Origin of the sequence: Anaerococcoides asporogena (genome assembly GCF_029590275.1) — a bacterium.
GTDB lineage: Bacteria > Bacillota > Clostridia > Clostridiales > Clostridiaceae > JG1575.
Genome location: NZ_CP120965.1, coordinates 2462796 through 2475476 on the forward strand (window position 1 = coordinate 2462796; position 12681 = coordinate 2475476).

The following is a 12681-nucleotide window of genomic DNA, read 5'->3' on the forward strand; positions in this document are numbered from 1 at the left end:
TGTTTTTGATGGCCAGCGCCAGTGGAAATCGTTTAGTCCATATCGGCGCATATGTCTGCCACGGATCCTTTCACAAAAGAAATCAGATCGTTTGGAACGAGTCTCAACTGGAATCCCCGCTTGCCGGCGGAAACCATAATGTACTCCTTAGTACCTGCCGTTTGATCGATCACCGTCCGGAACTGCTTCTTCATCCCTACCGGAGAGCATCCGCCCCGAACATAGCCGGTGATTTTCTCTAGATCCCTGACATCTGCCAGCTCGATGGATTTTTCACCCAGGACCTTTGCAGCTTTTTTCAAATCAACGGAGGCTTCACCCGGGACAACCAGGACACAGTAGGATCCTGAATGACCGACTGCAAGAATGGTTTTATAAATATTCTCCTTTGGCACCCCCGTTCGGGCAGATATTTCATCGTAGCTGAGTTCCTCCTCTTCCTTCAAAGGTAAATAATCAACCATCTGATATGAAATCCTGGCTTTGTCCAGTTGGCGCATGGCATTTGTCTTCACGCTCATGTGGATCCCTCCCTCAGATTATATGCAATCTATCATTGACAATCCGTAAATAAAGGACAAATATAATAATAGCGCAAAAATCTGTCTATATTTTTTTATTTTCGGAAATATAAATACACCTGCTTTTTATCCTAAGGATACCATATTGAATTATTGTAGGAACAATTTTCTCTAAAGGAGTACCAAATAGATGAAAACCGATGTGTTGCTTTTGGCAAAGAATGGAGATCAGGCTGCGATGTTTCAGGTAATCAAGAGCTTTGAGGGCTGGGTGGTAAAGCAGTGCAACTATTATCACCTTCGCGGCTATGAATTTGAAGATCTCAAGCAGGTCTGTTACCAGACCATCGTATATGCCGTTTATCGCCTGAATGAACAGGAGCTGATCACAGCACCGTCTTTTATTATCCGGTGTATGCAGAACGCCCTGAAATTTGAATGCCGCAAGGTTCTGTCCAAGCCCGAGCCAGACAGTTTAAACACCGAAGGAGATTCCGGCCTGGAATTAATGGACCTGCTGGTGGATGATTCAGCCAATACCGAGTCCCAGGTATTGTACAACCTGGACAAGCGGGCCCTCAAGGAGAGTTACAATACCCTCTCCACCGAAGAGAAAGACCTCATCTCCTATTACATCATGAACCCCTATGGCGGTCTGAAAGAATATGCCGACAAATACAGCAAGAATTACCGGAAAGTCCGTTACATGAAGGATCTGGCATTGGCCAAGCTGAAATCCACCCTGTAGTGACTTTACCACTGATCATCAATAATAGATCATCAAAAATTATCTGCTGCCTTGCAAAGAATGATCATACATTGCTGTCCTGCCTTATAATAAGGATAATAATTGATATCCGCAGTGCTAACCCATTCGCATCGCACTGCAGCCAAAGAGGTGGGCAATGAAAATAGCTGTAACCGGAGGAGCCGGGTTCATCGGCTCACATATTGCTGAACTGGCACTGCTGCAAGGCCATGAAGTGACGGTGATTGATTCGCTGTGTCATGGCCATCGTTCCAATCTGCCTTCTGAGATCCCGCTGCTGACCTTTGATGTCAGAGATCCGGCATTGACTGAGGTGATCAGTCAGTTGGCCCCGGAAGTGGTCATTCACCACGCGGCTCAAATCAGCGTCCCTGAGAGTATTGAGCATCCGCTTCATGACGCCTCCGTCAATATCCTGGGAACGCTGAATCTTCTGGAAGCCTGCGTCAGAACAGGCGTCCGCAAGATCATTTATCCCGCCTCGGCATCGATGTTTGCCAAAATCCAATATCTGCCAATCGATGAGTCCCACCCCATCTCCTTCCTCTCTCCCTACGGAGTCAGCAAGCAGGTAGTGGAGCACTATCTTCAGGTCTATCACGCACTGTATGGCCTGGACTACACCATCCTGCGCTACAGCAATGTGTACGGTCCGCGACAGGATGCATCCGGAGAAGGTGGTGTGGTATCGATCTTCAGTCAGGCCATGCTCCATGACAGCACCCCGGTAATCTTTGGAGACGGGCAGGCTGCCCGCGACTTTCTCTTTGTGAACGACGCGGCTCAGGCTAATCTGCGCTGCCTTACGGGCTTTGGACAGGAAACCATTCATGTCTGCACCGGAGTTGAGACCAGCATACTACAGCTGTATGAACTGATCGCCGGGTTCACTGGCTTTTCAAAACCGCCTCACTTTGGTCCACCCAGACCTGGTGATATTGAGCGGTCTTTCCTGTCGACAAAAAAGATGGACCAACTCCTGACTCTTCCGGTCACGCCCATTCGGCAGGGTCTGTCCCTTACGATTCAGCAAATGAAAACTGCCTTAATCCAAACCGGTCACTGACCGGTTTTTTTTGCGTTTCTACATTCGACATACTTCCCGCTCTCGACGGCAATGAATGATTCGGAGCCTAGGATCTCCTGACTGGCCCGGTGTCATTTTTTTGTCACTAATTTGCCTCAAATTCTACATGATTTGGACACGTCCGTCCATTAAGCTGGTTTGAGGTCTGACATCATCCGGTTCCATCCGAAACCACCTGATTCACTCCCCGGGAAGATGGCTGAATGCAACCTGTAAACACCTTGCCATCTAATGAAAAGTTTATGTTGAAGGTAGAGTTTGAACAGTGGATGTGTTAAGATTTAGTGTGTGCCAATTGGGCACAATATTAACGTTAAATATGAAATAAAGGTTAAAGAGATGCAGAATTTAACATTGATTCCGGTCATCATGGCTGGCGCATTCGCGCTTGGCGTCATGGAAAAGAAAAAGGTCAAAAAAAATATTGATCAAATCCCGCTGCGAATTGTCGTCAACGGAATTCGAGGGAAATCCACGGTTACCCGACTGATCACCGGAATCCTGAAGGAAGCCGGTTATCAGGTGGTTGGTAAAACTACCGGCTCCGCAGCCCGAATGATTTATTGGGACTCCGAGGTAGAGGAGATCATTTACCGCCGGCCGGAAGGTCCGAACATAACGGAACAAAAATCCGTCGTTCGAAAAGCTGCTAAAAAAGGAGCCGACGCTCTGGTCTCGGAATGCATGGCGGTAAATCCGGATTACCAGAAAGCCTTGCAGGAAGAATTCGTACAGGCCAATCTGGTGGTCATTGTGAACGTCCTGGAAGATCACATGGACGTCATGGGACCCACCCTGGACCAGATTGCGGAAGGGTTCACCAATACGATCCCCTACAACGGACAGCTGATCATTTCCAATAATGAATACGTCAATTACTATAAACGGATCGCCCGCCGCCGCAAAACCAAGGTCTATGTGGCGGATGACAACCTGATCTCAGAAGCGTTCCTGAAAAAATTCAAATACATGGTTTTCCCGCAAAACGCCTCGCTGGCGCTGGCGGTCGCCGATGCGCTGGGCATCGACCGGCAAACCTCATTCCGGGGTATGCTTCACGCTCATCCGGATCCGGGTGCTGCTGAGGTTTGGAGCCTGCCCTCCTTCGGCAAAAATGTTTACTTCATCAATGGCTTTGCCGTAAATGATGCCTCCTCTACGCTGTCCATGCTGGAGCGAATCAATGCCCTGGGCTATCAGACGGAAAATGCCACGGTCATTATGAACTGCCGGCCCGACCGGGTTGACCGGTCGCAGCAGTTCGCCGATGATGTCCTGCCTTATATGAACGTAAAGAAAATCATTGCCATGGGTCAGATCACTCATCCCATCACTCAGGCTTATCAGCAAGGCAAGTATCAGGCACCGGAGTATATAAACATGGAAGACGCTCCCATTGCCTCGATCATGAAGGAACTTCGAAAACAGGAACCGAATTCGGTCATCTTCTCCGTCGGCAATATCCACGGAGACGGCGAGCCGCTTCTGGAAGCCCTGGAAGAGGTCAGTGAACACACCGACTTATATAGAAATCTTCAATCAACCAGTCCAAAATTCTCAAATTATCTTTCACGGAGTCTTCAGGAGGATTAATCACCATGTTCGGTACTGATCTGTATATTGCCTTAGTTGTAGGAATTGTTGTCAGCTTGATTTATAACGATGTCACCGGTATTTCCCCATCGGGTCTGGTTGTTCCGGGATACCTGTCATTGATTTTTGACCAGCCCATGTTCATCGCCTATGTGTTCATCTTCGCTCTGCTGACCTATCTGATTGTAGTTCACGGAATCGGGCGTTTCACGATTCTTTATGGAAAGCGCAAATTTGCCGCCATGCTTACCGTCGGCTTGCTGCTGAAACTGGTATTTGACTTTCTGTATCCCATCGTCCCCTTTCAGATCCATGAATTCCGCGGAATCGGCGTTATTGTTCCCGGACTCATCGCCAACACGATTCATAAGGAAGGCGTCGTTCTCACCGTTACCAGTACTGTTCTGATGACAGCGCTCACTTATCTCATCATCCTGGGATACAACATCATATTCTAGGAAAAGGAAGGGACCTATGGAAGAACGAAACCAAAAGCCAAATAAATATAAAAATCTGAGTTTTCAGGAACGCATCATGCTGTTCCAGAAAAAGAACCGGCGTCAGACTGACAGCCAGGCGGTACTGCTCCTGTTAGGGCTCATTGTGTTGTATCTGGTCGTACAGCTGGCCAATGCCTTTACTGCCAGCGCTCAGGTGGTGGTAACCAAAGACGCGAAATTTACAGCAACCATGGTCGGTGACATGATGTTCGGCCGAAATGTGCAGAAAGTCGTGGACAGCAAGGGATATGATTTCCTTTTCCGTTACGCCAAACCTTATCTGGACGCATCCGACTACAACACGGGCAACTTCGAAAATCCGATCATTCTGCGGAATGAATCAGAGTATGAACTGCCGGATAAAAGCATTTACCTTCATGCCCGGGCCGATGTTGCCCCCTACCTGTCCTCTATTGGGTTTACAACCGTGAACCTGGCCAACAATCACCTCATGGACTACGGGGTAGCCGGACTCACCGAAACGCTGGACACCTTTGCAAAAACTGAAACTGCCGCCATCGGCGGCGGACTGAACAAATTCCAGTCCGGACAGATCCATTATGAAGATTACAATGGCTTTGTCGTAGCAACGGTCGGGATGACCGATGTCGGTTATCAGTGGGGTTATTCCACCGATCATCAGGCTGGTGCCAACAAAACCCGGCTCACCGATGTGCTGCCGATCGTCAAGGAAGCCCGGAAGAATGCCGATCTGGTCATTGTTCATTCTCACTGGGGCATAGAATATGATTCATCACCTAACCCCAGGCAGAAAGAAATCGGCCGGGCTCTGGTCAATGCCGGAGCGGATATTGTCGTGGGACATCATTCCCACACGCTGCAGCCGGTGGAAATCTACAAAGGCAAAGTAATTTTCTACTCACTGGGCAATTTTGTATTTGACCAGGGCTGGTCCAAAACCAAGGATTCCGTGGTCGCCCAGTTCAAAATACACGACGACGGATCCAAGACGGTTGAACTCACCCCCATGAAGGTGAATGAAGCAAGTCCATCCCCGCTGAGCGGCCCGCTGGCCGGCATGGAATTCAATCGAATGAAAGCCCTTCTGACGAAGGATCTGGATTCCAAAATTGAGTGGGAAGTGAAAGACGATAAAATCATCATCAACCTGGGAACGAAATAGAATGAGGGATAATTAATGGGAGATCAAAATAACAGATATCGCAGCTGGGCATCCAAACTGACCGTTGTTCTTGGCTTTGTCGTCATCCTGTCCATGGCAGTCAAGCCACTGATGGCGATCTTTCAGAACACCCGGGAAACCGGAAATGTCCAGGGATATGTCAACATCGGAAACACCACACCGGGCTCAACGGGAAAAACCGTGCCGGGAGTCTCGACCCTTCCGACCAACCCTTCGACTCAGCCTGGCAATACCACCACTACCGTGGTCACCGCTGACGGAGCCTACGGCGTCTCCAGTTCAAACCGCATTGCCGCAGATATCGCCATGGAAGTTATGGCACAGGGCGGAAATGCCGCAGATGCAGCCGCTGCCGCCGCTCTGGTGCTCAGCGTGGTAGAACCTCATGCTTCCGGTCTGGGCGGAGCGGGCGCCGCTCTGGTCTATACCCCGGCGGATCAGAAAGTCACTCAGATCATGTACCGCGAAAAGTCGTCCGCCAATCCGGAGAACCTTCGCAAAAAAACCGGCGTTCCGGGACTGGCGAAAGGTCTGGAGTATCTTATCGCTTCCTTCGGGTCGGTGGATGAAAAAACTCTGATTGAACCCGCCCGGCAGCTTGCCGCCAATGGCTTCAAGATGGACTCCACTCTGTTTGATATCTGGAAGCGCTATAAATTCGGCAACCTGCTCGATAAAAAAGCCAATGACCTGTTCTTCCCCAGCGGCGTCATGCAGACCTTCGTGAAACAGCCGGAGTATGCTGACACGCTGAAGTATCTTCAGGATAACGGCCTGGGCTCCTTCTACAAGGAACCCTTTGCCTCCGAGCTGGCCAAAGCCGTGACCGGTCTGGATGTGTCCGATATTACAGGATACACCATGTATGTGGACGAAGCCGTCAAAGGCTCCTTCGAGGGCTGGGACATCTTTACTGCATCCCCCCCAATGTCTGGCGTCACCTTCGTTCAGATGCTGAACATGATGGAATACGTCAAGCTGCAGAACTACTCAGTGGACTCTACGGAGTATTATCACTTCATTGCCGACATCACGAATCTGGCCTATCGCTCCCGCTTCCTGGAACTGGCTGATCCTTCGGTCGATGTTATCGACACAACCTCGCTGGCCAGCAAAACTTATTCTCAGAAGCTGGCAGCCCAGATCAAGCCAGGGGTGAAGACCGAACTGGATCAGAATGATTTTATTCCGAACCAGGATTCTGAAATCAACCCCGGGGATCCTGCCTCCACAACACCCGCCGGAACAACCGGTATGGCTGAACCCATCCCCACCTATGCTCCGAAGGAAGAATCCCACACCACCCACCTGGTTGTCGTGGACAAGACGGGCATGATGGTTTCCATGACCAATACTTTGGGCACGTTCTTCGGAACCGGAAAGTTCACCAAAGGCTTCTTTATGAACAACCTGCTGACAAACTTCAACGATTACGATGAAAATCCCGGCTACTGGGGTGTCAGCAAGAGTCCCCGCTCCTTTATCACCCCTTCCATCATGATCAAGGATGGCAAAGTGCTCGGTCTGGGATCTCCCGGTGGAGCCCGAATCCCCTCCATGCTGGCACAGGGTGTGGCAAACTTCGTCTACTACAACCTTCCGCTGAGCGATGCCATGGAACGGTACCGGATCTTTGCTGACAAGAACGTCATCAAAACAGAACGTGCACTCAACGCCCAGGTTACGGAAGATCTCAACCGCATGGGCTACTCCATCCGAGTCAATGATGACTCGATCTACTTCGGTGGAATCCAGGCGCTGCTGTTTGATCCGGTCACCAAAACCGTGGACGGTGCGGCTGATTCAAGACGCGGCGGCGTATGGCGCACCAGCGTGCCGGCTGAGTAAAATAATCAACTGACATCAACAGAATTCTCGGAAAATACACTTTACATTCGCCTGATTCGTTATATAATGAAAAAGGTGAAATCATAATTATACGTGAGGAGCAAGTTTGCATGATACTGAATGGTAAATTGAAAAGTATCGGACGCCAGGTGATCAAATACACCTTCTTTTTAGCCGCTGTCATGGCTTGGATGATTGTATTAGGTCCGAAAGAAACACTGACAGCCGAAGAACAGCTGTATGTCCAGGAATTTATCGCTCAAGTGGACAGTGAACCGGCTGCTCCGACTCAGGTAGCTTCCGAAACGGTTGTACCCACGATGACGGAAGGAACTCCTTCCGACCTGAAGTACGGAATCGTTCTGGAAGACAGTGTCAACGTCAGAAAAGGACCCGGCGTAGATTTCCCGGCAGTTATGCAGCTGTTTAAGGGAAATGAAGTTCAGCTTGTAGAAGAACTGGTCGGCGGCTGGTGGAAAGTCTCCATCAACGGAACTCAGCTCTACATCAAGAGTGAATTCGTCTCCGTCAAGACCATGACCGGATCCAATCAGTAAAGTGAATAAATGAAGGCCTCTGGAAACATTTCCAGAGGCCTTTCCTATCTCCAGAAACAACATCAGCACATGACAAATCGGGTCTGCAATTTCTTGCCTTGCTTCATGAAGTCCATTCAATATCCCTGGTTTGAGACCTCCTACTCATCCATTGAGGTTTCCTATCCGTGAACTCAATCTGTTCCGGCGTTTTCATCCTTTTCGTATTGTTCTTTTTATTAATGAATTCGCTACACTGATCACTCCGTATCAAGAATTTTCAAGCAAATGTCATGAGCCTGGCCAAAAATTCACGGCACAACTGAACGCTTATGCTATAATTAATCATGAACTGATGATATTAATTAATCAAACTCATTCCCAATAACAACAGACATCCAATCCGGTTGGAGGTATTTTTTACGATGAAAATCCTGAAGTACATGATCTTCCTGGTTGCCGTCCTCTCCTTCATGGTCTTCTTTGGCCATAAAGAGACATTGAGTCCCGAAGAATCACTGGCAATAACGGAATTTGAAAACCTGACAGCGCAAAATTCAACTACGCCGGTTGCGGCCGCTGACCCAACCCCTGGTGCCGGATCCACATCATCAGCCGGTTCCCAGCCGCAAACCAGTCCTGCCACAGATACCACTCCACTGTATTTGAAAACAACCCCCAATGGTACAGTCCTGGAGGACTCCGTTAATGTCCGATCTGGGCCAGGCCTTGATTTCCCGGTTGTCACCCAGCTGTACAAAGGAGATCAGGTCATCCTTGGCAACAACTTCAATGGCTGGTATGAACTGAATTTGGATGGACGCAAGTACTATATTTCAGCCGATTTTGTGCTTATGGCACCTGTCCAGTAAACAGTCACAGACTGCTCCTTTCTAGATGAAATCTATACTCTCTTTCCCCTGCCTTAAATTGCATTTCATGAACAAGGGACCATACGATCGTATGGTCCCTTGTCTGCATTTACTTTTCACCTGGATACCGGCAGATCCTAATAATCGAATTGACGGTAGTAGCGCCGGATCCCCATGGGATGGCAAAATTCACGTTCCATATGGGCATCGATGCGATTGTTCACAGCTCTTAAAATCAGGTGGGAAACAGAGCCTCTGTATTCTTCCCGAATTCCTTTCAGCTCGTAGTTTTTCGAATCAATCACCGTATAGTTTCTGCACACTTTCGGAAGGAATCTGGCCACTCGCTCCGCTAAGGGACGCTGGGCATCCTCTCCGATATACAGCACCACCGGGGTCTGGGCATCAATGATTTCCAGTGTTCCGTGGAAAAATTCGGCTGCGCTGATGGATTTGGTCCGGAGCCACAACTGCTCTTCCCAGTAGCACATGGCATAGGAATAGGTCGCACCCCATTGAGTGCCTGAACCAATGAAATAATGCGGCATATGCGGATTCTCCAGGCAGTAGCGGTATTTGTCCGCCGCGAACTCCTGAGCCCATTCATCCGCTGCTTTCTCCACTTCGGCGAGAGCCTGCGGCAGGTGCGCCTCCATCTCTTCATAATATGTGTCATAATCGGGAAAATCTCCAGCCTGATACAGAAATCGATCAGCCGTCATAAAGAACTTCAGCTGTTCATTCTTCGGATAGGAGATGCAATAATCACAGAACTCCTCCAACGCGGTATGTTCCAGATCAATGAATCCAAGAATCCTGGCCCCTGTCTGCTTCACTTTTCTCAATGCCTGTACCATCTCTTCCGTAGTACCGGTGACCGAAGAAAACAGAACGATGGAACGATCCGTAATCCTTCGGTTTCCGGTGGTCAGATATTCCGCTGCATGTTCTATTTCAAACGGGATGGCGCTTCTCGCCTTAACATGAGCTTGTGTCTGAAGACCGGACGCCCAGGTTCCCCCAATCCCCATGATGAAAACAGCATCATAGCCATTCTGGCAGAACTGATCCACCACAGCTTCAATCCTTGGCCGCAGCTCCAGTGCCCCTGTTACGCTCATGACCTGCCGTTCGACATCCAGATTTAACATATGTTCTTCACTCCTTCTTCCAATAGAATCCTTGCACCTGACGAATTCTGAGTTTTATTTGCCGTGTAGTCATTTCAAGGGAATCAGCCAGATCACGCTGATCCCGAGATGAGGGAATCAGCCAGATCACGCTGATCCCGAGATGAGGGAATCAGTCGGATCTACCGATGACTCAGCTTGATTGTGCTTTGCTCCAGGGAGCTGCTTACCAGGCTCCTTTATATTCCAGCGTCATGCTGGCACTTTCTGCCCCCAGTGCCATGCAGTCAATGATGGGCAGGTCCAGCAGAATGCCTTTGAGGAAACCCGCGATATAACTGTCTCCTGCTCCCAGTGAGTCCACCGCTTCACAGGGGACAATGCCGTACTGATGATACTCAGTACCATCAAAAACCAGACTGCCGGATTCACCCAGGGTCGCAATGACCAGACGTGGGCCCCGGGCTTTGATATTCGCCATTTGTTTGCGAAGTTCCGGACCATCCGGGCTTTGCGCAGAATAGAAGAAATAATCTGTGGATGCTGCCGCCAGATAAGCTGCGGGACTGTTTGGGTCCGTCGACGCGTCATAGGCGGTCTGTAGTCCGCGTTGTTTCAGACCGGCCAGGTGGTGTTCCAGATGTCCCCAGCAGCCGGTGACTACCAGATCGTGATCGCACAGAAAGTCGATGTCAGTCGCCTGCAGATCAAAGTCACCCATCACTCCTTCTTCATAGGCCCCGAAGATCCGGTCTCCCTCTTTGACGGCAACATGCGTCACTGCCGTCTGGCCCGGAAGAGTGTACAGATGAGTAATGTCGACCCCTTTGTACAACAACGCGCTGCGCAGAATGGTTCCATGATCATCCGGCCCCACCGCTCCGGTGTAGGAGGCTTCTCCCCCCAGTCGCTTAAAATAGACGGCCACATTGACCGCATTCCCTCCCGGATACCCCGTTTCGGCCTCATCATACCAGTCGATGCAGTTATCCCCTGCTGCTGCAATCTTCATTTTCTCCCCCTCTAAAATGTCATGTGTTTCTATTTTCGCCATCATTCGTCAATCCATGGACTTTCCGATTCCAAGCAGAATTACCTGGCAATGGTTTTGCTGCTATCCAGGATTATCCGCTTAATGATAGCTGCCATATCGATCAAGAAATAGAAATTTGTCCGTCTTGATCATCGGTTTGCCCGGAAATTCTTTCATTCTCGGAAAGACCCAAATTAAGCCTATCACCGGGCTTTTCAGGCGTCAACCGCTGCCGGATCGCTTTACGTGTTAGAATGTCGAACCGGAGAAAATAAGCACATATTAACAAAAAACCTGACCCGGAACAGCGCTTTCCCCAAAGCGCTGTTCCAAAGTGTTGTCCCCGCAAGGAACTAACGCTTTCGAAAATAGCAAAGGACTCCGGATGCCCTTCGGCGATGCGGAGTCCTTTTGGTGAATTAATATTTGAATGAAGTGTCTTATCCGATTTTTTGCTATGACTGAGGCAATCCGCCAGAGCGAACTGCCGGATCAGCGATTCATGGTCTCCGACAGGATCTGCGCGATCTGTCTGGATGCCGTTCCGTCGCCGTAAGGATTTCTGGCCTGACTCATTCGGTCATACTCGGCCTGGTCATCCAGAAGCTGATACAGGGCTGTGGTGATTTCCTCAATTTGGGTCCCGACCAGTTTGAGGGTGCCGGATTCTATCCCTTCCGGCCGTTCGGTCGTGTTGCGCATGACCAGAACAGGTATGCCCAGCGCCGGCGCTTCTTCCTGGATTCCTCCGGAGTCTGTCATGACTACATAAGCCCGAGCCATAATGTTGTGGAACTCCAGAACATCCAGCGGGGGAATCAGCAGCAGATTGTCCAAGTGACCCAGGATCCGATCGGCGGTTGCCCGGATGTCCGGATTCAGGTGGATCGGGTAGACTGCCTTCAATTCGGGTCTCTCCTGCAAGATTTGAGCCAGTGCCTGGAACATGTGATCCATCGGTTCCCCCTGATTTTCCCGGCGGTGAGCCGTGATCAGGATCATTTTGGAGTCGCCCACCCAATCGAGCACATCATGCTCAAAGTCCGGGCTGATCGTGGTGCGCAGAGCATCTATGGCCGTGTTGCCCGTCACAAAGACACGCGCGGGGTCAACCCCTTCCCGCAGCAGATTTTCTCTGGCAGTAGCCGTCGGGGCGAAATGGAGATCCGCCACCAAAGATACCGCCCGTCGGTTGAATTCCTCGGGAAAGGGCGAATGAATGTCAAAGGTGCGCAGCCCTGCCTCTACGTGCCCCACCGGGATATTTTCATAGAAACAGGTTAAGGAAGCGGCAAAGGTTGTGGTCGTGTCGCCATGAACCAGGACCAGATCAGGGTTTTCCAGCTCCAGCACTTTCTTTAACCGCGTCATGATATTTGTGGTCAGGTCATTCAGGGTCTGTCTGGGTTTCATAATGGAAAGATCATGATCCGGCACAATGCCAAAGACATCCAGCACCTGATCCAGCATTTCGCGATGCTGGCCGGAAACACAGACAATGGTTTCAAACTCCTCGCGGCTTTTCAGTTCCAGAACCAGGGGGCACATTTTGATGGCTTCCGGTCTCGTGCCAAAAATGACAAGAATTCTTTTCATGCGAATGCTCCTTTCTCTGCCGGCGGCAAAG

General features: G+C 49.9%; 12 protein-coding genes. 8 read left to right on the plus strand and 4 right to left on the minus strand.

What is annotated here, in order from left to right; genetic code table 11:
• Nucleotides 1-32: 32 nt before the first annotated feature.
• Complete coding sequence (gene ybaK, locus P6M73_RS11390) at nt 33-521, minus strand: Cys-tRNA(Pro) deacylase (RefSeq protein WP_277853171.1); 489 nt, start codon at nt 519-521, stop codon at nt 33-35.
• Between the two features lie 190 nt (nt 522-711).
• On the opposite strand from ybaK, the gene P6M73_RS11395 reads away from it, so the two are divergent.
• From P6M73_RS11395 to P6M73_RS11430, 8 genes are all read left to right on the plus strand, one after another.
• Nucleotides 712-1269: a helix-turn-helix domain-containing protein gene (locus P6M73_RS11395; RefSeq protein WP_277853172.1), complete on the plus strand. Its 558-nt coding sequence runs from the start codon at nt 712-714 to the stop codon at nt 1267-1269.
• Between the two features lie 157 nt (nt 1270-1426).
• On the plus strand, nt 1427-2356 hold the full coding sequence (locus P6M73_RS11400) for an NAD-dependent epimerase/dehydratase family protein (protein ID WP_277853173.1): 930 nt from the start codon (nt 1427-1429) through the stop codon (nt 2354-2356).
• 360 nt (nt 2357-2716) lie between these two features.
• Nucleotides 2717-3970, plus strand: a complete 1254-nt coding sequence (gene pgsB / locus P6M73_RS11405; protein WP_277853174.1) for a poly-gamma-glutamate synthase PgsB — start codon at nt 2717-2719, stop codon at nt 3968-3970.
• A gap of 5 nt (nt 3971-3975) precedes the next feature.
• The gene (pgsC, locus tag P6M73_RS11410) at nt 3976-4428 is read left to right on the plus strand and encodes a poly-gamma-glutamate biosynthesis protein PgsC (protein ID WP_277853175.1); all 453 of its coding nucleotides are present in this window, start codon (nt 3976-3978) and stop codon (nt 4426-4428) included.
• A 16-nt stretch (nt 4429-4444) separates the two neighbouring features.
• Nucleotides 4445-5614 carry a CapA family protein gene (locus tag P6M73_RS11415; RefSeq protein ID WP_277853176.1) on the plus strand — a complete coding sequence of 390 codons (1170 nt, stop codon included), beginning with the start codon at nt 4445-4447 and terminating at the stop codon, nt 5612-5614.
• Nucleotides 5615-5629: 15 nt separating this feature from the next.
• The gene (locus P6M73_RS11420; RefSeq protein ID WP_277853177.1) at nt 5630-7483 is read left to right on the plus strand and encodes a gamma-glutamyltransferase; all 1854 of its coding nucleotides are present in this window, start codon (nt 5630-5632) and stop codon (nt 7481-7483) included.
• Nucleotides 7484-7593: 110 nt separating this feature from the next.
• Nucleotides 7594-8040: an SH3 domain-containing protein gene (locus P6M73_RS11425; RefSeq protein ID WP_277853178.1), complete on the plus strand. Its 447-nt coding sequence runs from the start codon at nt 7594-7596 to the stop codon at nt 8038-8040.
• A gap of 404 nt (nt 8041-8444) precedes the next feature.
• Complete coding sequence (locus P6M73_RS11430; RefSeq protein WP_277853179.1) at nt 8445-8891, plus strand: SH3 domain-containing protein; 447 nt, start codon at nt 8445-8447, stop codon at nt 8889-8891.
• A gap of 137 nt (nt 8892-9028) precedes the next feature.
• On the opposite strand, the gene P6M73_RS11435 is transcribed toward P6M73_RS11430, so the two are convergent.
• From P6M73_RS11435 to wecB, 3 genes are all read right to left on the minus strand, one after another.
• Nucleotides 9029-10042, minus strand: a complete 1014-nt coding sequence (locus P6M73_RS11435) for an SIS domain-containing protein (RefSeq protein WP_277853180.1) — start codon at nt 10040-10042, stop codon at nt 9029-9031.
• 205 nt (nt 10043-10247) lie between these two features.
• Nucleotides 10248-11033: a fructoselysine 6-kinase gene (gene frlD, locus P6M73_RS11440; protein WP_277853181.1), complete on the minus strand. Its 786-nt coding sequence runs from the start codon at nt 11031-11033 to the stop codon at nt 10248-10250.
• A 513-nt stretch (nt 11034-11546) separates the two neighbouring features.
• Complete coding sequence (gene wecB / locus P6M73_RS11445; protein ID WP_277853182.1) at nt 11547-12650, minus strand: non-hydrolyzing UDP-N-acetylglucosamine 2-epimerase; 1104 nt, start codon at nt 12648-12650, stop codon at nt 11547-11549.
• Nucleotides 12651-12681: the final 31 nt, after the last annotated feature.